This is a genomic window from Litorisediminivivens sp. KMU-197 (assembly GCF_056858395.1).
This window is the reverse complement of sequence record NZ_JBXEQG010000007.1, coordinates 133,332-158,260: the sequence shown is the minus strand read 5'-3', so window position 1 is coordinate 158,260 and position 24,929 is coordinate 133,332. Positions and strand designations below refer to the sequence as shown.

The 24,929-nt window shown below is 65.3% G+C and carries 21 protein-coding genes; 9 read left to right on the top strand and 12 right to left on the bottom strand.

Going from position 1 to position 24,929, the window contains the following annotated elements:
- Window positions 1-112: 112 nt before the first annotated feature.
- The 3 genes from AC04PT_RS15445 (at window position 113) to AC04PT_RS15435 (ending at window position 2,750) form a co-directional block, all read left to right on the top strand.
- Window positions 113-763, top strand: coding sequence for a peroxiredoxin (locus AC04PT_RS15445; RefSeq protein WP_482874615.1), 651 nt, complete (start codon window positions 113-115; stop codon window positions 761-763).
- Between the two features lie 121 nt (window positions 764-884).
- On the top strand, window positions 885-1,640 hold the full coding sequence (locus tag AC04PT_RS15440; RefSeq protein ID WP_482874614.1) for a hypothetical protein: 756 nt from the start codon (window positions 885-887) through the stop codon (window positions 1,638-1,640).
- Between the two features lie 66 nt (window positions 1,641-1,706).
- Entirely contained in the window at window positions 1,707-2,750 is a 1,044-nt protein-coding gene (locus AC04PT_RS15435; RefSeq protein WP_482874613.1) for a succinylglutamate desuccinylase/aspartoacylase family protein, read from the top strand.
- 139 nt (window positions 2,751-2,889) lie between these two features.
- Here AC04PT_RS15435 and pnp read toward each other — a convergent pair whose 3' ends face one another.
- The 3 genes from pnp to AC04PT_RS15420 form a co-directional block, all read right to left on the bottom strand.
- Window positions 2,890-5,022 (bottom strand): polyribonucleotide nucleotidyltransferase, encoded by a 2,133-nt coding sequence (pnp, locus tag AC04PT_RS15430; protein WP_482874612.1) that lies wholly within the window; start codon window positions 5,020-5,022, stop codon window positions 2,890-2,892.
- A gap of 193 nt (window positions 5,023-5,215) precedes the next feature.
- Window positions 5,216-6,217: a class 1 fructose-bisphosphatase gene (locus AC04PT_RS15425; RefSeq protein ID WP_482874611.1), complete on the bottom strand. Its 1,002-nt coding sequence runs from the start codon at window positions 6,215-6,217 to the stop codon at window positions 5,216-5,218.
- A gap of 75 nt (window positions 6,218-6,292) precedes the next feature.
- Window positions 6,293-7,879, bottom strand: a complete 1,587-nt coding sequence (locus AC04PT_RS15420) for an AfsR/SARP family transcriptional regulator (protein WP_482874610.1) — start codon at window positions 7,877-7,879, stop codon at window positions 6,293-6,295.
- 167 nt (window positions 7,880-8,046) lie between these two features.
- Between AC04PT_RS15420 and AC04PT_RS15415 the strand changes: the two genes are divergently transcribed.
- The 3 genes from AC04PT_RS15415 to AC04PT_RS15405 all read left to right on the top strand — a co-directional run bounded on the left by AC04PT_RS15415 (window position 8,047) and on the right by AC04PT_RS15405 (window position 13,330).
- Complete coding sequence (locus AC04PT_RS15415; RefSeq protein ID WP_482874609.1) at window positions 8,047-9,162, top strand: phosphatase PAP2 family protein; 1,116 nt, start codon at window positions 8,047-8,049, stop codon at window positions 9,160-9,162.
- 1 nt (window position 9,163) lies between these two features.
- Window positions 9,164-11,164, top strand: a complete 2,001-nt coding sequence (locus AC04PT_RS15410; protein ID WP_482874608.1) for a S8/S53 family peptidase — start codon at window positions 9,164-9,166, stop codon at window positions 11,162-11,164.
- Window positions 11,165-11,350: 186 nt separating this feature from the next.
- Window positions 11,351-13,330 (top strand): oxidoreductase, encoded by a 1,980-nt coding sequence (locus AC04PT_RS15405; RefSeq protein WP_482874607.1) that lies wholly within the window; start codon window positions 11,351-11,353, stop codon window positions 13,328-13,330.
- Between the two features lie 67 nt (window positions 13,331-13,397).
- On the opposite strand, the gene AC04PT_RS15400 is transcribed toward AC04PT_RS15405, so the two are convergent.
- On the bottom strand, window positions 13,398-13,685 hold the full coding sequence (locus AC04PT_RS15400) for a DUF1467 family protein (RefSeq protein WP_482874606.1): 288 nt from the start codon (window positions 13,683-13,685) through the stop codon (window positions 13,398-13,400).
- Window positions 13,685-14,089, bottom strand: coding sequence for a methylmalonyl-CoA epimerase (gene mce, locus AC04PT_RS15395; RefSeq protein WP_482874605.1), 405 nt, complete (start codon window positions 14,087-14,089; stop codon window positions 13,685-13,687). The genes AC04PT_RS15400 and mce overlap by 1 nt, the downstream gene beginning before the upstream one ends.
- A gap of 130 nt (window positions 14,090-14,219) precedes the next feature.
- Here mce and AC04PT_RS15390 point away from each other — a divergent pair, with 130 nt between their 5' ends.
- Window positions 14,220-14,936 carry a response regulator gene (locus AC04PT_RS15390; RefSeq protein ID WP_482874604.1) on the top strand — a complete coding sequence of 239 codons (717 nt, stop codon included), beginning with the start codon at window positions 14,220-14,222 and terminating at the stop codon, window positions 14,934-14,936.
- A 48-nt stretch (window positions 14,937-14,984) separates the two neighbouring features.
- On the opposite strand, the gene AC04PT_RS15385 is transcribed toward AC04PT_RS15390, so the two are convergent.
- The gene (locus AC04PT_RS15385; protein ID WP_482874603.1) at window positions 14,985-15,707 is read right to left on the bottom strand and encodes a GNAT family N-acetyltransferase; all 723 of its coding nucleotides are present in this window, start codon (window positions 15,705-15,707) and stop codon (window positions 14,985-14,987) included.
- Window positions 15,708-15,831: 124 nt separating this feature from the next.
- Here AC04PT_RS15385 and AC04PT_RS15380 point away from each other — a divergent pair, with 124 nt between their 5' ends.
- Complete coding sequence (locus tag AC04PT_RS15380; protein WP_482874602.1) at window positions 15,832-16,308, top strand: hemerythrin domain-containing protein; 477 nt, start codon at window positions 15,832-15,834, stop codon at window positions 16,306-16,308.
- Between the two features lie 254 nt (window positions 16,309-16,562).
- Here AC04PT_RS15380 and aspS read toward each other — a convergent pair whose 3' ends face one another.
- The 4 genes from aspS to AC04PT_RS15360 all read right to left on the bottom strand — a co-directional run bounded on the left by aspS (window position 16,563) and on the right by AC04PT_RS15360 (window position 19,536).
- Window positions 16,563-18,338, bottom strand: coding sequence for an aspartate--tRNA ligase (gene aspS / locus AC04PT_RS15375; RefSeq protein WP_482874601.1), 1,776 nt, complete (start codon window positions 18,336-18,338; stop codon window positions 16,563-16,565).
- Between the two features lie 99 nt (window positions 18,339-18,437).
- A complete protein-coding gene (locus AC04PT_RS15370; protein WP_482874600.1) occupies window positions 18,438-18,752 on the bottom strand; it encodes a YciI family protein in 315 nt (104 codons plus the stop codon).
- 30 nt (window positions 18,753-18,782) lie between these two features.
- Window positions 18,783-19,214, bottom strand: a complete 432-nt coding sequence (locus AC04PT_RS15365) for an SRPBCC family protein (RefSeq protein ID WP_482874599.1) — start codon at window positions 19,212-19,214, stop codon at window positions 18,783-18,785.
- Window positions 19,207-19,536, bottom strand: a complete 330-nt coding sequence (locus AC04PT_RS15360; protein WP_482874598.1) for an ArsR/SmtB family transcription factor — start codon at window positions 19,534-19,536, stop codon at window positions 19,207-19,209. Before AC04PT_RS15360 ends, AC04PT_RS15365 begins: the two co-directional genes overlap by 8 nt.
- Before the next feature lie 204 nt (window positions 19,537-19,740).
- On the opposite strand from AC04PT_RS15360, the gene carB reads away from it, so the two are divergent.
- Window positions 19,741-23,085, top strand: a complete 3,345-nt coding sequence (carB, locus tag AC04PT_RS15355) for a carbamoyl-phosphate synthase large subunit (RefSeq protein ID WP_482874597.1) — start codon at window positions 19,741-19,743, stop codon at window positions 23,083-23,085.
- 39 nt (window positions 23,086-23,124) lie between these two features.
- Here the strand turns inward: carB and AC04PT_RS15350 are convergent, their stop codons facing one another.
- Both AC04PT_RS15350 and AC04PT_RS15345 read right to left on the bottom strand, forming a co-directional pair.
- On the bottom strand, window positions 23,125-23,859 hold the full coding sequence (locus AC04PT_RS15350; RefSeq protein ID WP_482874596.1) for a MipA/OmpV family protein: 735 nt from the start codon (window positions 23,857-23,859) through the stop codon (window positions 23,125-23,127).
- Between the two features lie 84 nt (window positions 23,860-23,943).
- On the bottom strand, window positions 23,944-24,750 hold the full coding sequence (locus tag AC04PT_RS15345; RefSeq protein WP_482874595.1) for an undecaprenyl-diphosphate phosphatase: 807 nt from the start codon (window positions 24,748-24,750) through the stop codon (window positions 23,944-23,946).
- Window positions 24,751-24,929 lie beyond the last annotated feature (179 nt).

Below are 24,929 nucleotides of genomic sequence, written 5' to 3'. Positions count from 1 at the left end.
TCCCTAGGAATGACGGCACTGTGTCACCACATGTGGAAGGTCGCAATACGCGGCCGACGTAATTTGATCAAATTTCCGGGTGTTTCCGGAAAGCAACGGACAGGAGCAAGTCATGGGACTGCGCATCAACGAAACCGTGCCGAATTTTACCGCCGAGACCGACCAAGGAACCATCACCTTTCACGATTGGATCGGTGATAGCTGGGCGATCCTGTTCTCTCATCCCAAGGATTTCACGCCGGTCTGCACCACCGAATTCGGCGCCGTGGCGCGCCTGAAGGACGAATGGGAAAAGCGCGGCACCAAAGTGATCGGCGTCTCTGTCGACGGCGTCGAGGACCACAAGAAGTGGAAGAAGGACATCGAGAAGGTCGGCGGTGCCGATCCCGCCTTTCCGATCATCGCCGACAAGGGACTGGCGGTGTCCAAGGCCTTCGACATGCTGCCGGCGGAATACTACCTGCCCGACAACCCGAACCCCAATGACAGCGCCACCGTGCGGGCGGTCTTCATCATCGGGCCGGACAAGAAGCTGAAGCTGTCGATGACCTACCCGATGACGGCCGGGCGCAACTTCGCCGAGGTGCTGCGGGCGCTGGACGCGTTGCAGATGGGCACCAAGGGCGTCGCCACCCCCGCCGACTGGAACCCCGGCGAGGACGTGATCATTCCGGCGGCGGTCAGTGATGCGGACGCCAAGGAGAAGTTCGGCGAGTTCGAGACCATCCTTCCCTATCTCCGCAAGACGAAGGCTCCGGCCTGATCTCCCAGAAACTGCACGAAAGCCCGCAAGATCAACTCTTGCGGGCTTTCTGTGTGACCTGTATCACAAGCGTGGACAGGGTTTCCGATAGTCTGACAAGGTTCAGATCAAGGAATTCCCCATGACACTCATTCCCGGCACCAAGGTCAAAGCCGTCTTCCAGCAGGTGGACGATGGCGCCTATCCCCATCTTTACTACGCGGCGCAGGACAGCGGTGCGGCAATCGCTTCGATGAACGCGGGCAATTCGCAGGCGCTCTATGTGGGCGGCGGCGGCATCAATGCCGGTTTCAAGCAGGCGCTGGGCGAGGCCGGACAGGCGACCGACGCCTATCAGAACCTGCATGTCGCGCTGGCCGATAACGTGGCGGTGGGCCAGACGGTGGTGCAACCCTTCGGTAACGCCGATCCAGCGGCGGTGATGGCGCTGCTGAATGCCCGGGTCGATTCCCAGAAGGATTACACGGGGCTGGCGTGCCTCGATGTCTTCTCGGACAGGCACTGCCCGGCCGGCAATACCTCGAACCGCGCGATGATCTACGTCGCGCCGCCCAATGGATCATCCTACGCCACCGACAAGAGCTTTCTTGACGATGTCGCGGCGGTGGGCACCAATGCGGTGGCGGCCACCGCGCTTTACAACGGCTGGGCCAAATCCAACGGTGCCAGCGTGGTGGCGGCGATCCGGTTGTGCATGTATTCGTCGTCGATCTATCGCAAGCAAGGGGTGTCACTCGACCAGGTGGCGCTGGCGATCTTTGCCGGCGTCGAGGCCGGTCTGAAGGCGGATGCAGACGGAATTTCCGAGATCCAGATGCCGGTGGGCAACAGCCCGCCCTATTTTTCCGCTGTAAAGCAGAAGCTTGGGGCAAGCTGACCACGATGATGGACAAGCCCGCCGCGATTTCCTATCGCAAGGGGGGCAGGACATCAGAGGGCAGTCATGACCAAGCGCAAGGCATTCGAGATCGGCGGTCAGTCCATCACGCCGGGAAGCCGGGCCATCGTGGAGTTGCCGGTCAGCCAGATGCCTGATCACACGCCGGTCACCATGCCGGTCCACGTGGTCCACGGCCGCCGCGACGGGCCGGTTGTCTTCGTCTCGGCGGCTATCCACGGCGACGAGGTGATCGGGGTCGAGGTGGTCCGCCGCCTGCTCCGCGCCCGGCCGGTCGCGCGCCTTGCCGGGACGCTGCTGGCGGTGCCGATCGTGAACTCCTTCGGGTTCCTGATCCATTCCCGCTATCTGCCCGACCGCCGCGATCTCAACCGCTGCTTTCCCGGGCATCCGTCGGGGTCTCTGGCGGCGCGGCTGGCGCATCTGTTCATGACCGAAATCGTCCAGCGCTCGGACCTCGGGATCGACCTGCACTCTGCCGCAATCCGCCGCGAGAACCTGCCGCAGATCCGGCTGACCCCCGGCAACGAGCGCCTTGCCGACCTTGGCCGGGCCTTCGGCGCGCCGGTGATGCTGCAATCGAAACTGCGCGACGGGTCGCTTCGCCACGCCGCCGAGGAAGCGGGCTGCGACGTGCTGCTCTACGAGGCGGGCGAAGGGCTGCGCTTTGACGAATACGCTGCCCGCGCCGGTGTCGCCGGGATCCTCAGGGTGATGCACAAGCTGGGCATGATCGGCGCACGCGGGGTGCCGCAGGCCAAGGTGGCGCCGCTGCTGTCGGACCGTTCCAGCTGGTTGCGAGCACCTTCGGGCGGGCTGCTGCGCACCTATCGCACCATCGGCGACTACGTGACCGAGGGCGACGTGCTGGGCGCGGTGGCCGACCCGGCAGGCGATGTCGACATCGAGATCGTCAGCGACATGGAAGGCATTATCATCGGCCGCACCAACATGCCGGTGCTGAACGAGGGCGACGCGCTGTTCCATATCGCCCTGACGCCGTCCGAGGCGGCGGCGGAACGGGTGGTGGACCATGTCTCCGAGCAGCGCGAGGCCTCGCCGCTGTTCGACGAGGACGAGATCATCTGAGCGCATCCTCGTCCCGGCCGCCGCGCCGGGACCTCTTGGCGGGCATCGGCCACGAGGTCCGGGACGCTGTCATTCCACACAGCCATGAAAAAAGCCCCGGTGTCTCCACCGGGGCTTCTGTCTTGCGAAAGAGGGCGGATTACTCCGCGTTCTCTTCGTTCTTGGCTTCTTCGCCGGTCTCCTGATCGACGACTTTCATCGACAGGCGCACCTTGCCGCGATCGTCGAAGCCCAGCAGCTTGACCCAGACCTCCTGGCCTTCCTTCAGCACATCCGAAGGATGGTTCAGGCGGCGGTTCTCGATCTGGCTGACGTGCACCAGCCCGTCGCGCTTGCCGAAGAAGTTCACGAAGGCGCCGAAATCGACGATCTTCACGACCTTGCCCTTGTAGACCTTGCCTTCCTCGGGCTCTGCCACGATCGAGTAGATCATGTCATAGGCCTTCTGGATGGCTTCGCCGTTGGGGGAAGCGATCTTGATGATGCCGTCGTCGTTGATGTCGACCTTGGCGCCCGACACTTCCACGATCTCGCGGATAACCTTGCCGCCCGAGCCGATGACTTCACGGATCTTGTCGGTCGGCACCTGCATCGTTTCGATGCGCGGCGCGTGGACCGAGAATTCCGCGGCGCCAGTCAGCGCCTTGGACATCTCGCCCAGGATGTGCATCCGGCCTTCCTTGGCCTGCGCCAAGGCGTTCTTCATGATGTCAGGCGTGATGCCCGCCACCTTGATGTCCATCTGCAGCGAGGTGATGCCGTTTTCGGTGCCTGCGACCTTAAAGTCCATATCGCCGAGGTGATCCTCGTCGCCAAGGATGTCGGTCAGAATGGCATAGTCACCGTCCTCTTCGAGGATCAGGCCCATCGCCACACCGGCCACCGCCGATTTCAGCGGAACGCCCGCGTCCATCATCGACAACGAGCCGCCGCAGACGGATGCCATCGAGGACGAACCGTTCGATTCGGTGATCTCGGACACCACGCGCACGGTGTAGGGGAAATCGGTGGGCGCCGGCAGCACCGCTTGCAGCGCGCGCCATGCCAGTTTGCCGTGACCGATTTCGCGGCGGCCCGGAGGGCCCACGCGACCCGCTTCACCGACCGAGTAGGGCGGGAAGTTGTAGTGCAGCAGGAAGTTGGATTTGAAGTTGCCGTGCAGCGCGTCGATGAACTGTTCGTCATCGCCGGTGCCCAGCGTGGTCACGACCAGACCCTGCGTTTCGCCACGGGTGAACAGCGCCGACCCGTGGGTCCGCGGCAGCAGGCCGGTTTCACAGACGATCTGGCGCACGTCGGCGGTGCCGCGTCCGTCAATCCGCTTGCCGGTCTTGACCACGTCACCGCGCAGGATGGACGCTTCCAGCTTCTTCAGCGCCGACCCGAGGTTCGGGTCTTCCAGCTGCTCTTCGGACAGCGCTTCCTTGATCGCAGTGCGGGCCTCGGCGACGGCCGTAGTGCGTTGCTGCTTGTCGGTGATGGCGAAAGCGGCGCGCATCTGCTCTTCACCGGCGGCTTTCACCGCTGCGAAGAGGTCCGAGTAGTCCGGCGGCTGGAAGTCGAAGGGCTCTTTCGCGGCGTCTTCGGCGAGGCTGATGATCAGGTCGATCACCGGCTGGATCTGCTCGTGCGCGAAGGTCACGGCGCCCAGCATTTCCTCTTCGGTCAGCTCGTAGGCTTCCGATTCCACCATCATCACGGCATCTTTCGTGCCGGCGACGACGAGGTCCAGACGCTGTTCCGGGTTGAGGCGCAGGTCGTGCATGTCCTCGACTTCCGGGTTCAAAATGTAGTCGCCGTCCACGTAACCGACGCGGCAACCGGCGATCGGACCCATGAAGGGGGCGCCGGAAATTGTCAGCGCGGCAGAGGCGGCGATCATCGCCACGATGTCGGGGTCGTTGACCAGATCGTGCGACAGCACGGTGCACATCACGAGGACTTCATGCTTGAAGCCGTCGACGAACAGCGGGCGGATCGGGCGGTCGATCAGGCGGGCAGTGAGCGTCTCTTTCTCGGTCGGACGCGCCTCGCGCTTGAAAAAGCCGCCGGGGACTTTACCGGCCGCATAGTATTTTTCCTGGTAGTGCACGGTCAGCGGAAAGAAGTCCTGACCGGGCTTGGGCTGCTTGGCGAAGGTCACGTTGGCCATGACCGAGGTTTCGCCCAGCGTGGCAATGACCGAACCGTCCGCCTGACGGGCAACCTTGCCGGTTTCCAGTGTGAGCGTCTCCTCGCCCCACTGCATGCTTTTCTTCGAGATATTGAACATCATCGTATCCTGTATGGGGCACTCCCGGGCGTATCCCGGGTCCCCGTTTGATTGGCGGCCCCATTGCCGCCGACCCCTCTATCATTCCATGCGCCGGGGTCAGGGCGTCACGTCTCAGATGGGCGGGGACATACAGGGTTTTCGCAGGATTGGGAAGCCGCTGCGTGCAGTGGCGACGCGGCGGCGTCTTCGCCTAGTGATCAAGGTAGTCGCGGAACATGGCGACTTCGCTTTTTGCACCGAAGATCAGCGGCACCCGATCGTGCACGTGTCCGGGCGTTAGATCGAGGATCGGGGTCCGACCGTCGGTCGCCATGCCGCCGGCCTGTTCGACGAGGAAGGCGATGGGAAAGGCCTCATAGGCCAGCCGCAGAAAGCCGTTCTCATAGCCGTCGCGGGTATCTGCCGGATAGAGGAACATGCCGCCGTTGCGCAGGATGCGGTGCAGATCGCCCACCGCCGCGCCCAGCCAGCGCATGTTGAATTCGCGCCCGCGCGGGCCAAAGGGTCCGCGCAGCAGGTCCTCGGCATAGCGTTGCAGGTCCGGCGTCCAGCGTCGCACGTTCGAGGCGTTGAAGGCGATCATCGAGGTTTCTTCGGGCAGCGTCACCTCGGGCGTGTCGACGTGGAACCGTCCGGTCGCGGGGTCGAGCGTGGCGATGGCCACCCCGTTGCCGAGGCTCACCGCCAGATCGACCGAGTGCCCGAAGGACACGTAGCCGCCGGCGATCATCTCGCGCCCCGGCCGCAAGAAGCTTTCGCCCTTGGGAAACACCGCGAACAGCGCCCCCAGCGGTGCGCCGATGCCGATGCTGCCCGAGCCGTCCACCGGGTCCATGGCGACGTCGAAAAGCCCGTCGTCGCTCAGCCTGATCGGGTCGTCGGCCTCTTCCGACAGCACGTTGGCAACCGAGACCTCGCGCAGCGCCTCTATCAGATAGTGATGCGCCGCCATGTCCAGCGCCTTCTGCCTGTCGCCGCTTTCGTTGACGCCGACGATGGCGGTGGGATCGCCGGGCATCCGCCCCTGCGCCAGCCGGGCCGCCAGCGGGATCGCCGCCTTGGCGATGGTTTCGATCACCTGCACCAGCGCCTGCCGCACCGCGTCGCCGTTCACCTGCGCCGCCAGAAAATCCGACAGGTCGGGCGCCGTGATGCCGGTATCGCTGTCGAGCGTGAGTGGGGGAAGGGTCATGGCGGCGCCTTTCGAGGCAATTGCATACCGCCGCGTCATACCGACATTGCCGGGAGGCAACAACCGCCAGCCGGCTCAGCCCACCGAGAGGATCTTGCCGGTATCCAGTTTCGGCACCCGTCGCAGGATAGACGACGGATAGTCTCCGTCGTGGATCAGCCGCTCGACTTCGAAATCCGGCTCCAGCTTCTTCAGCTTGTCCACCGCGCGCTGGGCGTCGGCATAGCGTCCGGCATGGGCATAGAGCGCAACGAGATGCCGCAAGGGCGGGCGGAAATTGGGATTGCCGGCATGGGCCTGCTCGGCCAGTTCCAGCGCCCGCTTGAAATCGCCTTCTAGCAGCGAGGGCACGAAACGCTGGTTGTCCCACCAGAAGCGGTGCGGCGACAGGATGGCCAACTGCCGCGCCAGCACGCCGGCCCGCAGCGATGCCTTGTCCTCGCCGACGTAGGAATGCGCCGCGCAAAGCGCCCACCACGCCATCGGGTTGGCCGGATTCAACTGAACCCCGCGCCGCGCCAGCGCCAGACTGCGCTGATCGTCGCGGTCGAACCGGCGCAGCGCATTGGACAGAGTCGCCACCACCATCGAATTGCCCGGTTCCATTTCAAGCGCACGGGCGCAGAAATAGCGGCCCTCCTCGACCAGCGTATCGGGGTCGGCCGGATGTCGCTCGACCGATTGGATCGCCCGCAGTTGCGCCCGCCACGCCAGATAGAGCCCGCGCGGCTGCATTTCGAAGGCGCGCTGGAACTGCTCGTCTGCCAGTTGCAGACGGTCGGGGCACATCGAGAATAACGACCGCAGCGCCTGCCGGCAGATGCGGTCCGGATCGTTCGACGGCGCAATGCCACGCCCGACCTGGATCAGGTAGTCGCCCACCGCTTCGACCAGTTCATTGGTCAGGCGCAGCAGTTCGGGGTCTTCAAGGTTGGGCGCGCCCTGATAGCGCACGGCGCGGTGGCCGGACCAGACCTGATGCCGTGCCGCCGGATGGTCGGCCCGCACCCGCAGCGCCATGTGACCGGGCGGGCCGGGGTAGCCCTCGACGCGGATGGTGATCATCCGCGCGCTGACCTCCGGCTCGTCGCCGACCGACACCGGCGCCGAGAAGATCTCGCGCAGGCTGCGCGACAGGGCGTCGGCGAAGACCGTCTCGAACCAGCGCTCCGACGTCCGTTCGCGGGTTTCGGTGACGATGCGGACCGCCCAGACCTCGTTGCTGTCGTCCTGCACTTGGTCGGGCGTGGCCAGCGGGATGCCCCCGCGTTTCTGCCGCTCGACGGTCAGCCAGGCCTCGAATTCCTGGTCGCGCACGTCCAGCCCTTCGAGGAATTCGCCGTCGCTGTTGTCGATGATCTCGATCTGGTCCAGGTCCAGCCCGACGCGCTGGCGGCTGGTCTCCAGACGGATGCCCGCCACCTTCAGTAGCTTGCGGGTCTGCGACAGGGCCTGACGCAGGCTGCCCGAGGCCTGTTCGGGGGCACGATCGCTCCACAGTTTCGATTGCAGCCAGGCGCGGCTGCGTTCGCCCTTGTGCGCGGTTGCCAGCAAGGCAAGCAGTCCCTGCGACTTCGCGGCGGTGATGTCCACGCGCGTGCCTTCTGCGGTTTCGATCCGGAAACCGCCGGTCAGAAAGATTTTCGGTCTGGCCGCTGTCATGGTCGGGCCTTTCGCGGTCCGGTTGCCGAGAAGGCTAGCCCTAAACCGTCGGAATCTCAAGGATTCCACACACGTCATTAATTTGTGAATTTCGGACGACGGGATTGTCTCGGACGCGGCTTTGCATAGAATTTTCGCCACGGGTATTTCAGGAAGGGGATTTCATCATGGCAGCTTTGGGAAGTGCCGAGGGCAGCGCGGAAGGCAGTGCAGAGGGCAGCGCCGAGGGAAGTGCCGAAGGCAGTGCAGAGGGCGCCTTCGCCCCGTCCAGCGCGCATGCCGGCAGCGCCGCCTCGCCGATGCTCAGCCGCACGTTGGTGCAGACGCGCGACGCCATACTCGGCCATTGGGACGGCGCTGCCACCGCGCAGCACGTGCCGGTCTACAAGACGGATGACGCGCATCTGAACCAGCTGGCGGATTCTTACAAGGCGCAGGTGGTGCGCGCCGCGCTTCGCGGCACCGTCTGGGTGACCGGGCAAGACGGCGCGGCCGATGTCTTTGTCGCGACCGCAGCCCCTGACGCCACCGCCGGCACCCAGAAGGTGACACGCATCCTTCGGCTGGAACGGCCGGACATGGGGTATTTCAAGAAGGACCTCGTGTGGCTGCAGATCTATTCCGACCTGCGGTCCGACCGCCTGAACGAGATCAACGTACAGCTCAAGGACTTCCTGTCCTATTACGGCGCGCTGGCCTTTCTCGATCCGGGCCGGCGGCGGCACACGCTGATGCTGCTGGCCACCGCGCAGGATTTCGCGATCCAGATCGAGACGCAGCTGAAATACTACTGCCGCGCCTTGCGTCCGGTCGATCTGGCCGCCGAGGTGCAGCCGATGATCCAGACGCCGACGCATTCCAGCTTTCCCTCCGGCCACGCGCTCGAAGCGTTCACGCTGGCCACGGTGCTCTACAAGCTGATGACGCCGGGCGCGCCGCGTGCGTCAGACGGCGTCAAGGCCCGTGCGCTGCCGTTCAAGGTGGCGCACCGTCTTGCCGCCAACCGCACCGTCGCCGGGGTCCACTTTCCGATCGACAGCCATGCCGGCGCGCAGGCCGGCTGCCTGATCGGCGAACTGGTGCATGCGCTGGCCAAGGGCGCCGCGCCCTGCACGGGCGATTTCCTCAATGCCGACCGGGTCGATCCCACGCAGGCGCCGACGCCGGATTTCCTGCTCTCGGAGTTCGGCAGCATCTACAAGGAAACCTCGCAGTCGGCGGCGCTGTCCGCAGTCGCCCCGCTGGCCTGGCTCTGGGGCGAGGCAGAGAAGGAGTGGCGCTGACATGAGCCCTCTTGCCTGGAGCGCCCCGACCAGCGCCGGTTGGACCCCGGCGGAAGAACCGCCCTATGTCCACTGGTGGCTTGACCACGAGATCGGGCAAAGGGCCGATTTCGCCGTCACCCGCTTTCGCGTTCCGCCGCAGCCGGGTCTGCCGGACCGCCACCTGAAGCTGCCCCTGTCGCGCCACACGCTGCACAGGGACCTGCGCCAGCCCGGCAGCACCTGGGACCGGACATTCGATCCGGCAGAGGTGGCCGGGAACTTTGCGCCCGCGCAGATCGGGACGCTGCCGGACACCACGGTCCTTGTGGGCGTCATCGACGTCGGTATGCCGCTTTGTCACCACCGGACGCGACTGGCCGATGGCGGCACACGCATCCTGGCGTCGTGGCAACAGGCCTGCGGCTGGGGCGGGCAGGACGGCCTGCCGTTCGGGCGTGAGCTCTATGCCGGCGACATCGACCGGATGCTGGGCCAGTGCGGCGAGGACGAGGACACCTTCAACCTGCGTGCCGGGCTGGTCGAACGCGATCAGCCCTACGGCCCCCGCGATCTGGACCACCGCACCAGTCATGGCGCGCATGTGCTCGACCTCGCGGCGGGCTACCACGGAGGCCAGCGGGCCGAGCACATCCGCATCCTTGCCGTCAACCTGCCGCCGCTGTCGATGCACGGCTCGGCCGGCAATTTCATCACCCACTATGCAGGTCTTGCGATGCACCGGATGTTCTGCCTTGCCGATGCGGTCTGGCAGGGCCAGAAGGGCGGTGCCCGGGGCGGGTATCCGCTGGTGGTGAATTTCTCCTTCGGGCGTCAGGCCGGCCAGAAGGACGGGCAGGCCCCGTGGGAAAACGCCATGCGTGCGCTTCTGCAAAGCCGCCGCCCGGTGCCGACGCAGATCGTCATGCCCGCCGGCAACCGCAACCTGTCGCGCGGCAACGCCCGCGCCATGCTGGGCACCGGGGCGCATAAGCCGCCGGGCCGGACGGCGCGCCAGTTGGACACCGAAATCATGCTGCCATGGGCGGTCCCGCCCGCCGACGCGACATCGAACTTCGTCGAGATCTGGGCCAAGTCGCAGCCGACCGACGCCGACCCCACGCCGCCCGAGGCCGCCGCTACCGATTTCCGCCTGTTCGTCACCCCGCCCGGTCTGGCCGAGATCGAGGTGTCGGGGCTGACGCCCGGAACCTACTCCGACCTGGGTGATATCGCGCGGGTCTACTGTCACCGGAACACCGGCCAGACCCGCCCCAACTTCGTGATCTGCGTGGCCTCCACGCTGCATCCCGACGGCGGCGCCGAGGCCCCCGCCGGTCGCTGGAAGGTCCGGCTGAGCTATGATGGCACGATCCCGCAGGAATGCACCTTCTCGGTGCAGACCGATGACGCCGGCACACCCGGCGGGCAGGCGGGGGTGCCGTCCTATTTCGATCACCACGCCTATCGCACCCATGACGAGGCCGGCCGGCTGACCGACAGCTACACCGGCATGAAAAACGCCGAGCCCTGGGACAAGGTCGGCCCGGTGCAGCGCAAGGGCACGCAGAATGCGCTGGCGTCGTGGAAAGAGGTCGTGGTGATTGGCAGCTACCGGGTCAGCGATGGAAAACCCGCGCTCTACTCCGCCAGCTTCGACGGCGACAAAAAGCGCGGCGGCGGACGGGCGAACAAGTCGGCGCTTTATCCCGGCGATACCACGGCCGCCCATTTCGGGCTGCTGGGTGCCGGGGCGCGGAACGGCTCGGTGGTGTCCTGGCGCGGGACCTCCATGTCGGCGGCCCTGGCCACGCGGGACATCTCGCAGGATATCCTGTCGGCGCTGCAGTCCGGCACCGCGCCCGCCGACATTGAGCGCGAGTTCGGCGATCTCGACGCCGGATGGTTCGCCAAGCGTCTGAACGGGGCCACGCCCGAGGATCACGCGCACAAGGGCGGCGCCGGCAAGGTGGTGCCGCTCGATCCTGATCGGGGGCGGGTGTCCCGGACGGGGCAGGATTGAAGCGCAATGGTTTGACGGTGCGGACACAAAGCCGCAGGCCTTCGCGCGATCGCCGACCTTCCCGGCTGCGCTGAACGTCCGCTCCAAGCCAGTAACGCGTCCCTGCGCCTAACCGGCCCGCCATCCCCGCTTGCGCGTCTTCGCGATGTGACGCAGGCTCACCCGATCAGCAAGGGGAGGCCGCAGGTGACGTTTGCCCATGTATTTCAGCCGCTCGATCTGCGGCACCGGCGGCTGAAGAACCGCATCGTCTTCGGCGCCCATACCACCAACATGGCGCAGGACGGCCTGCCCGGCGACCAGCATCTTGCCTATTACGAGGAACGCGCCACCGGCGGCGCCGCGATGATCGTCATTGAACCGATGCCGGTGAACGCCGAAGCCGTTCTGACCCGCGGCAACTTCCGCCATTCATCGGACGATGTGATCCCGCACTTCGCCCGCATCACCCAAGCCTGCAAGGTTCATGGCACGGTTATGATCCAGCAGCTCTATCACGTCGGCGCACATGGGGACTGGGACAACTCGTGGCGCGCCAATGTGTCGCCGTCCGGCGGACCGAGCTATCACGACAACGACGGGTCACGCGCGATGACGCCGGGTGAGATCGAGGCCACCATCGAGGATTTCGTGCAGGCGGCCGTGCGCTGCCGGAAGGCCGGGTTCGACGGGGTCGAGGTCTGGGCCGCCTATCATTGCCTGCTCGACCAGTTCTGGACGCCGTTTTCCAATACCCGAGACGACGACTGGGGCGGATCGCCGGAGAACCGCACCCGCTTCTCGCGCGAGATCCTGCGGCGCATCCGGGACGCCTGTGGCGCGGATTTCATCGTCGGTCTGGCGGTCAACGACGACGCCGAGATGCCGGTCTGCCTGAGCCGCGACGAGATGGTCGAGGTGGTCAGGCTGCACGATGCCGAGGGTTTGATGGATTACGTTACCATCGGCGTCGGCAGCTACTTCGATTTCCACAAGCTGCTGCCGTCGTTTCAGTACGCCGAGAACCTTGGCGCCGATCTGGCGGAACGGCTGAAGCAGGCGCAATTGCGCGCGCGTGTCACCGCCGAGGCCAATATCCGCACCCCCGACAATGCCAACACGCTGCTGGGCGCCGGGCAGGCCGACATGGTGTCGATCGTGCGCGGACAGATCGCCGATCCTCACCTTGTGGCCAAGGCCGGGGCCGGCCGGGCAGAGGACATCCGGGGATGCCTGTCCTGCAACCAGCAATGCTGGGGGCGGCGGGGACGGGATTACTACATTTCCTGCCTCGTGAACCCCTCGGCGGGGCATGAATACCTCTGGGGCGGCGACCGCTTCACGCCGGCAAAGGTGGCGCAGACCGTGCTGGTGGTCGGCGGCGGCCCGGCGGGGCTCGAGGCCGCGCGGGTCGCGGCCGAGCGCGGCCATCGGGTGACACTGGCCGAAGCGGGGCCGGAGCTTGGCGGGCAGTTCCGCCTTGCCGGGCTACAACCGCGGCGCGGGCAGGTGACCGAGCTGATCGCATGGTACGCCCGCCAGCTGGATCGACTGGGGGTGGAGGTTCTGTTCAACGCCTATCTGGGCGAGGAGGATATCGTCGCCGCCGGCGCGGACACGGTGGTTCTGGCAACCGGATCGCAGCCCGCCGGGACGGGATTCCAGAAGGCCCTGCCGCATGTGGCGGAACTGCCGGGCGTGACGGCGGCCAACGTCTGGTCGGCGGAAGACGTGATGATGCGCCTTGCGCGGCCGGGGCGGCGGGTGCTGGTGCTGGACGAAGGCGGCCATTGGCGCGGCATCGGCACCGCGTGGCACCTGGCCCAGGCGGGGCACGCCGTCACCGTTGTCACGCCAGATGCGATGGTCGGCCGGGAGTTGGTGCGCTCGGCCACCGACGTTCCCGCGCGACAGGCGCTGGCGCGGCTTGGGGTGCGCTTCGTGACCGAGGCGGCGCTGACCGCATGGGGGCCGGAGGGCGCGGACTGCCTGTCGCTGCTGACCGGCGAGACCCAGACGCTCGCGGCCGATGCGCTGGTGCTGGCGACGGGTAACGTGGCGGACCAGTCGCTCCACGAGGCGCTGGCAGCGCGGGGGATCAAGGCGCGGCGGATCGGCGACGCCTCGGCGCCGAGGCTTGCGGCGGCGGCGATCTACGACGGACGCCTGACAGGGCTGGCGCTCTAGCCGCGCACCCGGTTCCGGGGCCTTTCCGCCGGCCATGAGGTCCCGGCGCGGGGGCCGGGACGGCGGCTCACTGCGTGGCTGACCGGTCCATTCGCTGGAACATCCAGCTGTCGATGTCGCGCACCGTCACCACCTCCAGCGTGATCACCGTGAAGGCGACGACCCAGAGCAACCCCGCGATGCCGGTGGTCAGCCAGGCCTTGCGCTTGAGGTTGTGGACCTGCGGCGCTCCGGCGTGGGTGCCCTCGGTCACATCGCCTAGATCGCCCTGGGTCTGGATGCGGAACGGGATCACCACCAGGAAGGTCAGGAACCACAGAACCGCGAACAGCACGATGGCCGAGGTGATCGACATCAGACCTGCTCCAGCTCGACCAGGCAGCCGTTGAAGTCCTTGGGATGAAGGAACAGCACAGGCTTGCCGTGGGCGCCGATCTTGGGCTCGCCCGAGCCCAGCACCCGCGCACCGGTGGATTTCAGGTGATCGCGCGCGGCGAGGATGTCGTCGACCTCGTAGCAGATGTGGTGGATGCCGCCCGAGGGGTTCTTGTCGAGAAAGCCCTGGATCGGAGACTCGTCACCCAGCGGATAGAGCAGCTCGATCTTGGTGTTGGGGAGCTCGATGAAGATCACCGTGACGCCGTGGTCGGGCTCGTCCTGCGGGGCGCCGACCTTGGCGCCCAGCGCGTCACGGTATTGCGCGGCAGCGGCGTCGAGGTCGGGGACGGCGATGGCGACATGGTTCAGGCGTCCGATCATGGGGCAGGCTCCTTGCGAAAAAACGGCTGGGGGCGGTTATTGCGTGCCCGGCCGCGACAGGCAAGCCGCGTTAAGCGCTTGGTAACCTCCATCGGGTCATTCTGCATGTGGACGTGAGGAGAGCACCGTCATGGATGATCCGGATACCTTCGACAAGACACGACAGCCCTCGGCGGATCGGCCGCTGTTGGGCCTGACCATTCTGGTGATCGAGGACAGTCGCTTCGCCTGCGAGGCAATGCGACTGCTGTGCCTGCGATCGGGCGCTCGCATCAGGCGGGCCGATTGCCTGCGCTCGGCGCGGCGGCACCTGCGGGTCTATCGGCCTTCGGTGGTGGTGGTCGATCTCGGGTTGCCGGACGGGTCCGGGGCGGAGCTGATATCGGAGTTGGCCACCGCCAGCCCGCGCATCCCGGTGATCCTCGGCACCAGCGGCGACGATTTTGCCGAAGATCTGGCGGTGGCCGCAGGGGCGGACGGATTCCTTATGAAGCCGATCACCTCTCTGGTCAGCTTCCAGGAGGTGATCCTGTCGCTGCTGCCGCCCGAACGCCAGCCCAGCGGACCCCGCCCTCTGTCCGAGGAAGAGGTGCAGCCCGACCAGATCGCCTTTCAGGACGACATGGCCCATATCGCCGGCATTCTCGGCGACGGCACCGACGACCAGACCATGGATTATGTCGGCCAGTTCCTCAGCGGTGTGGCACGGATCGCCCATGACGAAGCACTGGGCAACGCGGCAAGCGACCTGCTTGCCATGCGTCGCGATGGCCGCCCCACCGCCAGCCAAGCCGCGCGCATCGCAGGCCTGGTGCAGGAAAGGCTGACGCGCCGCGTGGCGATCTGAGGCCGCGGCAACGCGCCCCGCGCCGGGGGCACAGGCGCGGGGCGGTTGCTATCCCTGCTGGACGGCCGGATCGCTGGTCGACCGGACCAGGCCCGTCAGGTCGCCCAGCCGTTCCTTCTGCCGCCCCTCGGCATCGAAGTTGGCGGGCGACAGCCAAGCCGCGAAAGCCTCTTGCAGCGCCGGCCATTCCTTGTCGATGCAGGCGAACCACGCGGTATCGCGGTTTCGTCCCTTGATGACCGCCGCCTGTCGGAACACGCCCTCGAAGCTGAAACCCAACCGCTGCGCCGCGCGCCGCGAGGCCAGGTTCAGCGCGTTGCACTTCCACTCATAGCGGCGATAGCCGGCGTCGAAGGCATGGGCCATCATCAGGTACATCGCCTCGGTCGCGGCACGGCTGCGCTGCAACCCGGGCGCAAGGCAGATCCCGCCGACCTCGATCGAGCCGGCCTCGGGGGCGATGCGCAGGTAGGTGGCGATGCCGCGGGGCACGTCGTCGGCGGCATCGACAATGGCATAGTAGACATACTGCGGATCCTGCGCGATCTCTCGGACAAAGCGGTGAAATTGCGAGGCCGAGGAGAACGGACCCCACGGCAGGTAGGTCCAAAGCTCGTCTTGCCCGGCAAAGGCGCGGGCAAGCAGCGCGGCGTGGGCGTCCGCGTCCAGCCGTTCCAGCCGGACGTAGCGGCCTTGCAGCACCTTGCCCGAGGGCCGGGGCGGCGGGGTCCAGCCCGGCACGGGCGCTCCGACTGGTCTCGTTTGGTCCATAAATCAACCTTCTACGCGGCTCTGCCCAAGGATAGGCATCCGTCGGCAAAAGGGAAGCGTCCCGGCCGCCGGGGAACCGTCACGCCCGAAGAAACGTTGTGCGCAGAACAACGAGGAGTCCCCCATGTCTGATATCTACACCGCCCTGAAGTCCGACCACGACCGCCACCGCGAGCTGCTCGACAAGATCGAGGATACGCAGGGCGCCTCGGCCGCGCGCAAGGAGGCATGGGAAGAGTTCTATCGCGACGTCAAGGCGCACGGGGCGGCGGAGGAAGAGACCTTCTATTCCAAGCTGATCTCGAAGACCTGGGGACAGGATTCGGCACGGCATTCGGTGCACGAGCACCAGCAGATTGACGACCTTCTTGAAGAGTTGCGTGAGATGGACATGTCGCAGGGCGCATGGCTGCAGAAGTTCAAGCAGCTGCGTCACGACTACGAACACCACATCGACGAGGAAGAGGATGAGGTGTTCACCCGCGCGAAAGAGGTCATCCCCGACGAAGAGATCGAGGGCTATGGCAAGCGGTTCCGCGAGCGCAAGGACGAGGAACTGAAGATCATCGAGGAAAAGCGCGAGGATTCGCTGGAAGACTGACGTCTCGGGCGAAGAAACCCGTGTCCCGGCCCCCGCGCCGGGACCTCCACGTCAGCGCCGGCCACGAGTCCCCGGATCAGGTCCGGGGCGGTTGATGCGAAAACGCCCCCGCCGTCGATGGCCGGGGCGTTTTTCGCGTTCAACGGCGGCGCATGAAGCGTTTGACCAGCTTGTAGACCGCGAAATACTTCAGAAACTTCTTCATTGGCGTGTCCTCCTGCCGGATAAACGCCGATCTGCGGTTTCGGTTTCCTCTACTCCTGCGGAATAACCCGCAGCCCAAGCTCCATCAGCTGGTCCGAGGTCGGTTCGCCCGGCGCCTGCATCATCAGGTCCTCGGCGCGCTGGTTCATCGGGAACATGATGACCTCGCGGATGTTCTGTTCTTCCGCCAGCAGCATCACGATCCGGTCGATCCCGGCGGCACAGCCACCGTGCGGCGGGGCGCCGTAGTGGAAGGCATTGTAAAGCGCGCCGAAGCGGCTTTTCACCTCGTCCTCGCCGTAGCCCGCGATTTCGAAGGCCTTCAGCATGATCTCGGGCTTGTGGTTCCGGATCGCGCCTGAGACCAGCTCGTAACCGTTGCAGGCCAGGTCATACTGGAAGCCTTTCACCGCGAGGGGGTCGCCCTGCAGCGCCTCCATCCCGCCCTGCGGCATGGAGAACGGGTTGTGTTCAAAGTCGATTTCGCCGGTTTCGGCGTCCTTTTCATAGATCGGGAAATCGACGATCCAGGCAAAGGCGAAACGGTCGGTTTCGGTCAGGCCAAGCTCGTCACCAATCACGGTGCGGGCCTTGCCGGCGACGGTCTCGAACGCCTTTGGCTTGCCGCCAAGGAAAAACGCAGCGTCGCCGACGCCGAGGCCCAGTTGTTCACGGATCGCCTCGGTGCGCTCGGGTCCGATGTTCTTGGCCAGCGGACCGGCGGCTTCCATGCCCTCGCCCTGATCGCGCCAGAAGATATAGCCCATGCCGGGCAGGCCTTCCTGCTGCGCGAACTTGTTCATCCGGTCGCAGAACTTGCGCGACCCGCCGCCCGGCGCGGGAATGGCGCGGACCTCGGTGCCGTCCTGCTCCAGCAGCTTGGCGAAGATGGCGAAGCCTGAGCCGCGGAAATGTTCGGAGCAATCCTGCATCTTGATCGGGTTGCGCAGGTCGGGCTTGTCGGTGCCATACCACTTGGCCGCATCCTTGTAGGAGATCTGCGGCCACTCGGCGTCCACCGTCTTGCCGCCGCCGAACTCTTCGAAGATGCCCGCGATCACCGGCTGGATGGTGTCGAAGACGTCCTGCTGGGTGACAAAGGACATCTCCATGTCGAGCTGGTAGAAATCGGTGGGAGAGCGGTCGGCACGCGGGTCTTCATCGCGGAAACAGGGCGCGATCTGGAAATATTTGTCAAAGCCCGACACCATGATCAGCTGCTTGAACAGCTGCGGCGCCTGCGGCAGCGCGTAGAAGCGGCCCGGGTGCAGGCGTGATGGCACGAGAAAGTCGCGCGCACCTTCGGGGGACGACGCGGTGATGATCGGGGTCTGGTATTCGCGGAAACCCGTATCCCACATGCGGCGGCGCATCGAGGCCACCACGTCCGACCGCAGCTTGATGTTCTCCTGCATCGCCTCGCGGCGCAGGTCGAGGTAACGATGCCGCAGGCGGGTTTCCTCGGGGTATTCCTGATCGCCGAAGACAATCAGCGGCAGTTCGTCAGCCGCGCCGAGAACTTCCATCCCGCGGATGTAGACCTCGATCTCGCCGGTGGGCAGCTTGGGGTTCACCAGGCTGTCGTCGCGGGCCTTCACCTTGCCGTCGATGCGGATGCACCATTCCGAGCGGAGCTTTTCGACCTCGGCAAACACCGGGCTGTCGCTGTCGCAGAGCACCTGCGTGATGCCATAGGTGTCGCGCAGGTCAATGAAGAGCACGCCGCCGTGATCGCGCACGCGGTGGACCCAGCCGGACAGGCGGACGGTTTCGCCGACGTTGGATTTGTTCAGTTCGGCGCAGGTATGGCTGCGATAGGCGTGCATCTGGCGGCTCCGGGGGTCATCTCAGGTTCGCGCCGATACACATGCTGCGGGGTCGAAAGTCAAGCGAAGAGGGGCGGAGGGCCGCCCCCCTTGCCGATCCTACATCTCCATCACCGGCGCGATCTCGATCGACCCTTGGCCGCCCTTGAGGATCGGGCAGCCCTTGCCCATCTCGGCGGCCTCTTCGACCGATCCCGCCTCGACGATGGTATAGCCCGACAGCGGGTTGGCGCCGCCGCCCTCGCTCAGCCCGTCGGAGGTCAGCGTGTGCGACTTGCCGACGGGGTTGCCGCCGTCGACCAGCTTGTCGCCCATCGACTGCATCCAGGCGCCCCAGGCCGCCATTTCCTTTTCACCCTCTTCGGGCGTCTCCGGCATCTTTCCGCCGTGATATGCAAAAACGTATTTGGCCATCTTAAATTCCTCCTGTGAAGGGTGGGTAGGTCAACCGGGAAATTGTCGTTCCAGCCGGGCCATCACATGGGTCCAGCCGCCGCCATGTGCCTTGGCGGTTTCCTCGTCCTGCAACCCGGTGTGATGCAGGGTGAAGATCGTGTGGGCGCCGTCGGGCGTGACGGTGAAGGTGACCTGGCTTTCGTGGCCGCGCCTGCCCTCGGCGTCGTGCCAGGCCCAGGTAAAGCGGACACGCTCGGGCGGAGAGACCTCGAGCACTTCGCCGCTGATGTGAAAGACGTTGCCTTCGTCGCTGAGCATCTTCGAATGCCAACATCCGGTGCGGGTGAAGTTCAGGGTCTGCTCCTCGACGGTCCAGCCGTCGTGGCCCCACCAGTCCAGCATGTACTCGGGCCGGGTGACCACATCGAACACCCGTGCCTGCGATGCCCTGAAACGGCGCTCAAGCGTCACGTCATTCATGTTTGTCTGCCTCTCCTTGCAATGCCTGTTCTAGCCGGAAAAGGCTGGCCTGCCAGAATCGCTTTGCGTCGTCGGCCCAGTTTGCCACCGCCATCAGCCCGGCCGGTTCAATGGAGTAAAGCCGCTGCTGGGCCCGCGCCCGACGCTTCACCAGCCCGGCCTGTCGCAAGACGCCCAGATGCTGTGATACCGCCGGCGCCGATATGTCGAAGCCTCCGGCCAGTTCGCCCGCCGAAAGCTCGCCCTCGTTCAGCAGTCGTTCGACCATCGCAAAGCGGACCGGATCGGACAGCGCGGCAAAGGTCTGGTGCAGGGCGGTCATGGCACACCGGAGGTTGTGTCGGATTCTCCTCACTATTTGCCCGGACGCTATTTAAGTAAAGGCTAAATTACAGGCACCCTGCGCGGAGCCCGTGCAAACAGGGCCTTTCGGCCTTGAACCCCGGCGCTTCATGTCTATAACCCACGACAATTTGCGCGATGCCCCCGCCGTCGCGCCGCACCCTGCCGCATCCCGAGGTCTGCCATGCCCAAAAGAACCGATATCCAGTCGATCATGATCATTGGCGCGGGGCCCATCGTCATCGGGCAGGCCTGCGAATTCGACTACTCCGGCGCACAGGCCTGCAAGGCGCTCCGCGAAGAGGGCTACCGGGTGATCCTGGTGAACTCGAACCCCGCGACCATCATGACCGATCCGGGGCTGGCCGATGCTACCTATATCGAGCCGATCACCCCCGAGGTCGTTGCCAAGATCATCGAGAAAGAGCGCCCCGACGCGCTGCTGCCCACCATGGGCGGGCAGACCGGGCTCAACACCTCTCTGGCGCTGGAAGAGATGGGCGTGCTTGATAAATTCGGCGTCGAGATGATCGGCGCCAAGCGCGAGGCCATCGAGATGGCCGAAGACCGCAAGCTGTTCCGCGAGGCGATGGACCGGATCGGGCTCGAGAACCCCAAGGCCACGATCATCACCGCGCCGAAGCGCGCCAACGGGTCTGCCGATCTGGACGCCGGCGTGCAGATGGCGCTGGACGAACTGGAAGAGATCGGTCTGCCGGCAATCATCCGGCCTGCCTTCACGCTGGGCGGCACCGGCGGCGGCGTGGCCTATAACCGCGAGGATTACATCCACTATTGCCGCACCGGCATGGATGCCTCGCCGGTCAACCAGATCCTCGTCGACGAGTCGCTGCTGGGCTGGAAAGAGTACGAAATGGAGGTCGTCCGCGACAAGGCGGACAACGCGATCATCGTCTGCGCCATCGAGAACGTCGATCCGATGGGCGTCCACACCGGCGATTCGATCACCGTGGCCCCGGCGCTGACGCTGACCGACAAGGAATACCAGATCATGCGCAACGGCTCCATCGCCGTCCTGCGCGAGATCGGGGTCGAAACCGGCGGCTCCAACGTACAATGGGCGGTGAACCCCGAAGACGGCCGCATGGTGGTGATCGAGATGAACCCTCGCGTCAGCCGGTCATCGGCGCTGGCGTCCAAGGCCACCGGCTTCCCGATCGCCAAGATCGCCGCCAAGCTGGCGGTAGGCTACACGCTGGATGAGTTGGACAACGACATCACCAAGGTCACGCCCGCCAGCTTCGAGCCGACCATCGACTATGTGGTCACCAAGATCCCGAAGTTCGCATTCGAGAAGTTCCCCGGCTCCAAGCCCTATCTGACCACCGCGATGAAGTCGGTGGGCGAGGCGATGGCCATCGGCCGCACCATCCACGAGTCGCTGCAAAAGGCGCTGGCGTCGATGGAATCCGGCCTCACCGGCTTTGACGAGGTCAAGATCGAGGGCGCGCCCGAGAAATCGGCCGTCATCAAGGCAATCAGCCAGCAGACCCCGGACCGGATGCGCACCATCGCGCAGGCGATGCGCCACGGTCTGGGCGACGACGAGATTCACGGCGTCACCATGTTCGACCCCTGGTTCCTCGCCCGCATTCGCGAGATCGTGGAAACGGAAGAGCGCGTGAAATCCGAGGGCCTGCCGGGCGACGCCGACGGCCTCCGCAAGCTCAAGATGATGGGCTTCACCGACGCGCGGCTGGCCAAGCTGACCGGCTTTTCGGAAAAGGACGTGCGCAACCGCCGTACGGCAAAGGGCGTCGTTGCCAGCTTCAAGCGCATCGACACCTGCGCCGCCGAGTTCGAGGCGCAGACCCCCTACATGTATTCCACTTACGAGGCCCCGATGATGGGCGAGGTTGAATGCGAGGCGCGTCCCTCGGACAAGACCAAGGTCGTCATCCTCGGCGGCGGCCCCAACCGGATCGGGCAGGGGATCGAATTCGACTATTGCTGTTGTCACGCCTGTTTCGCGCTGACCGATGCCGGGTATGAAACCATCATGGTCAACTGCAACCCCGAGACGGTCTCGACCGACTACGACACCTCGGATCGGCTGTATTTCGAACCGCTGACCTTCGAACACGTGATGGAGATCTTGCGCGTCGAGCAGCAGAACGGCACCCTGCACGGCGTTATCGTTCAGTTCGGCGGCCAGACGCCGCTGAAGCTGGCCAATGCTCTGGAGGCCGAGGGCATCCCGATCCTCGGCACCACGCCCGACGCCATCGACCTGGCCGAGGACCGCGAACGCTTTCAGGCGCTGGTCAACGAACTGGGGCTGAAGCAGCCCAAGAACGGCATCGCCTCGACCGACGCACAGGCCATGGCGATTGCCGAGGACATCGGCTTCCCACTGGTGATCCGCCCGTCCTACGTGCTGGGCGGCCGCGCGATGGAAATCGTCCGCGACATGGCGCATCTGGAACGCTACATCGCCGAGGCCGTGGTGGTCTCGGGCGACAGCCCGGTGCTGCTCGACAGCTACCTGTCCGGCGCGGTGGAGCTTGACGTCGACGCGCTTTGTGACGGTGAGCAGGTGCACGTCGCGGGCATCATGCAGCACATCGAAGAGGCCGGCGTACACTCGGGCGATTCCGCCTGCTCGCTGCCGCCCTATTCGCTGTCGAAAGAGGTGCTGGACGAGATCAAGGTCCAGACCGAGGCGCTGGCCAAGGCGCTCAACGTGGTCGGGCTGATGAACATCCAGTTCGCGATCAAGGACGGCGAAATATATCTGATCGAGGTCAACCCCCGCGCCTCGCGCACCGTGCCTTTCGTCGCCAAGGCCACTGACAGCGCCATCGCCTCCATCGCGGCACGGGTGATGGCAGGCGAGAAGCTCTCGTCTTTCCCGATGCGCCCGCCCTACCCGGAGAACGCGGACTACGACACCGTGCTGCCGCTTGCCGATCCGATGACGCTGGCTGATCCGAACATGCCGTGGTTCTCGGTGAAAGAGGCCGTACTGCCCTTCGCCCGGTTCCCCGGCGTCGACACGATCCTTGGCCCCGAAATGCGCTCGACCGGTGAGGTCATGGGCTGGGACCGCAGCTTCGCGCGGGCCTTCCTCAAGGCGCAGATGGGCGCGGGCATGGTGCTGCCCGAGGGCGGGGCCGAGGCCGGAAAGGTGTTCTTCTCGATCAAGGACGCCGACAAGACGCCGGAGCTGGTGGAAACCGCGCAGATCCTCGACGGATTGGGCTTTTCCATAGTGGCGACCTCCGGCACGGCGGCCTTCCTCGGCGAACACGGGCTGAAGGCGGACGTGGTCAAGAAGGTCTACGAGGGCCGTCCCAACGTGGTCGACATGCTCAAGAACGACGAGATTTCCCTGGTGATGAACACCACCGAAGGCGCGGCAGCCGTGGAGGACTCACGCGAAATCCGCTCGGTCGCGCTTTACGACAAGATCCCCTACTTCACCACGGCGGCAGCGGCCCATGCGGCCGCGCGCGCCATGCAGGCGCGGAGCGAAGGGGAACTTGTGGTGAAATCCCTGCAGGGCTGAGGATAGGATGGGTGCCCAGCACCCATCCTGCGTCAAGCCTTAGAACCGCCAGTCGAACGACCTGATCAGCGTCACGCTGGCCTTGTATTGATCTTCGGACTGGGTGATCGGGCTGTCGGCGAAGTCGTTCATCAGCCGGTCATAGCTCAACGCGCCTTCGATGGACCAGTCGGCGGTCAATTCACGACGTGCCACCATGGCGACGCCCACGGATTTCAGACCGCCCTCTGCCGAATAGGGGCTGAGGTTCGCGGCCGACGCAGGCACCGAGAAGTAGGTGTCGGCATATTCGCCATCGGCGAAGCTCACCTTGGGGCCGACGCGCACTGTCGTCACGTCGTCCGGGCGCAGGATGGCATTGGCGGTTAGTTCGCCAACCACGCCTTCGTGCCCGTTGAAGCCCCGGCGCACGGCGGCGGAGACTTCGGCGTAGTCCCATGTGTAACCGACCTTGGCACCGACCTCGACCGCCCAGTCGATATCGTCGATGCCCTTCAATTCGCGGTGCTCGGACGAATCGCGCGCCCCGACGAAGCCGAAGGACGGACCAAAGGAAAAGCCCAGCGTTTCGCCCCGGCTGATGCCGAAGGTGCCGAAGCTGACGGAATTCAGCGCGCCCTGGATCTTGGGCGAAGATTCATATTCGTCCGAGCCTTCATAGGCCGGGCCGTAGGACAACCCGCCGCCCAGTTCAAAGGCAAGCTGGGCGCTCTGCGCCATGGCGGCGGCAGGCAGGAGGGTGAGGGCAAGTGCGGCGGTCAGGCGGCGGGACATTTGAGTCTCCTGTGAGGATGTAAAGGACGGTCGGCGCCCATTTGGATGACATTGTAGCGCGGTGAGGGCCGGGGGCCAGAGGGCTCAGCCCGTATAACCCCACCAGAGCAGAAAGATGCCCAGAAGGACACGGTAGATGACGTAGGGTGTGAAGCTGACCGAGCGCAGCAACCGCATCATCAGCGCCAGCGCCAGCAGGGCCGAAACGAAGGCGAGGGCCGCGCCGATGGCGGCCACTCGCAGCATGTCCCAGTCGGCCGCACCCACCACTTCCGCACCCAGCAGCGTGCCCGACGCGAGGATGGTGGGGATCGACATCAGCATCGACAGCCGCGCCGATGAGGTCCGGTCATATCCCAGCCAGCGCGCACCGGTGATGACAATGCCCGAGCGCGAGGTGCCGGGGATCAGGGCGATGGTCTGCCAAAGGCCCATGATCACCGCGTGGCGGAGGCTCCAGTCCTTTGCTTCGCGGGTGACCGGGCCTCTCTGGTCGGCCCACCACAGGACGAGACCGAAAAGCAGCATGGTCCAGCCGATCACGGTGACCGAGCGTAGGGCCTCGTCAAGGCCGGTCAGCTTCAGCGCCAGCCCGGCGAGAACAACCGGGACGGTGGCGACGATCAGCAGGAAAGCCAGCCGCGCGCCCGGCGTGTCGATCTGGCCCCGGATCAGGCGCGGCAGGCCGAGAAGCGCTTCGCGGACGTCGCGCCAGAAGTAAAGGATCACCGCGCCCAACGTGCCCACATGCACCGCGACGTCGATGACCTGACCCTGATCTTCCAGACCGGTCAGATTCGGCAGGAGAATCAGGTGGCCTGAGCTCGACACCGGCAGAAACTCGGTAACTCCCTGAATTACAGCAACAAGCAGTAGGTGGAAGAGCGACATATAGGCAGCCTCGGCGAGAATTGTGGCACTGTATAAACGGCAACGAAATCAAAAGGAAACGCGTAATTGGGTCCGATGCGGACATTAATATTCTGTCGTGCGGCATAAAATGCGTCGAAAACCGACGTCTGGGTCAATAAAGGGTCAGCATTGCTGACTTTTCAAGCGTCAAGCTCTGC

What these genes read in the sequence shown, in the direction of transcription:
- AC04PT_RS15445 (WP_482874615.1), top strand. Translation starts at nt 113, where the DNA reads ATGGGACTGCGCATCAACGAAACCGTGCCGAATTTTACCGCCGAGACC.
- AC04PT_RS15440 (WP_482874614.1), top strand. Translation starts at nt 885, where the DNA reads ATGACACTCATTCCCGGCACCAAGGTCAAAGCCGTCTTCCAGCAGGTG.
- AC04PT_RS15435 (WP_482874613.1), top strand. Translation starts at nt 1,707, where the DNA reads ATGACCAAGCGCAAGGCATTCGAGATCGGCGGTCAGTCCATCACGCCG.
- pnp (WP_482874612.1), bottom strand. Translation starts at nt 5,022, where the DNA reads ATGTTCAATATCTCGAAGAAAAGCATGCAGTGGGGCGAGGAGACGCTC.
- AC04PT_RS15425 (WP_482874611.1), bottom strand. Translation starts at nt 6,217, where the DNA reads ATGACCCTTCCCCCACTCACGCTCGACAGCGATACCGGCATCACGGCG.
- AC04PT_RS15420 (WP_482874610.1), bottom strand. Translation starts at nt 7,879, where the DNA reads ATGACAGCGGCCAGACCGAAAATCTTTCTGACCGGCGGTTTCCGGATC.
- AC04PT_RS15415 (WP_482874609.1), top strand. Translation starts at nt 8,047, where the DNA reads ATGGCAGCTTTGGGAAGTGCCGAGGGCAGCGCGGAAGGCAGTGCAGAG.
- AC04PT_RS15410 (WP_482874608.1), top strand. Translation starts at nt 9,164, where the DNA reads ATGAGCCCTCTTGCCTGGAGCGCCCCGACCAGCGCCGGTTGGACCCCG.
- AC04PT_RS15400 (WP_482874606.1), bottom strand. Translation starts at nt 13,685, where the DNA reads ATGTCGATCACCTCGGCCATCGTGCTGTTCGCGGTTCTGTGGTTCCTG.
- mce (WP_482874605.1), bottom strand. Translation starts at nt 14,089, where the DNA reads ATGATCGGACGCCTGAACCATGTCGCCATCGCCGTCCCCGACCTCGAC.
- AC04PT_RS15390 (WP_482874604.1), top strand. Translation starts at nt 14,220, where the DNA reads ATGGATGATCCGGATACCTTCGACAAGACACGACAGCCCTCGGCGGAT.
- AC04PT_RS15385 (WP_482874603.1), bottom strand. Translation starts at nt 15,707, where the DNA reads ATGGACCAAACGAGACCAGTCGGAGCGCCCGTGCCGGGCTGGACCCCG.
- AC04PT_RS15380 (WP_482874602.1), top strand. Translation starts at nt 15,832, where the DNA reads ATGTCTGATATCTACACCGCCCTGAAGTCCGACCACGACCGCCACCGC.
- aspS (WP_482874601.1), bottom strand. Translation starts at nt 18,338, where the DNA reads ATGCACGCCTATCGCAGCCATACCTGCGCCGAACTGAACAAATCCAAC.
- AC04PT_RS15370 (WP_482874600.1), bottom strand. Translation starts at nt 18,752, where the DNA reads ATGGCCAAATACGTTTTTGCATATCACGGCGGAAAGATGCCGGAGACG.
- AC04PT_RS15365 (WP_482874599.1), bottom strand. Translation starts at nt 19,214, where the DNA reads ATGAATGACGTGACGCTTGAGCGCCGTTTCAGGGCATCGCAGGCACGG.
- AC04PT_RS15360 (WP_482874598.1), bottom strand. Translation starts at nt 19,536, where the DNA reads ATGACCGCCCTGCACCAGACCTTTGCCGCGCTGTCCGATCCGGTCCGC.
- carB (WP_482874597.1), top strand. Translation starts at nt 19,741, where the DNA reads ATGCCCAAAAGAACCGATATCCAGTCGATCATGATCATTGGCGCGGGG.
- AC04PT_RS15350 (WP_482874596.1), bottom strand. Translation starts at nt 23,859, where the DNA reads ATGTCCCGCCGCCTGACCGCCGCACTTGCCCTCACCCTCCTGCCTGCC.
- AC04PT_RS15345 (WP_482874595.1), bottom strand. Translation starts at nt 24,750, where the DNA reads ATGTCGCTCTTCCACCTACTGCTTGTTGCTGTAATTCAGGGAGTTACC.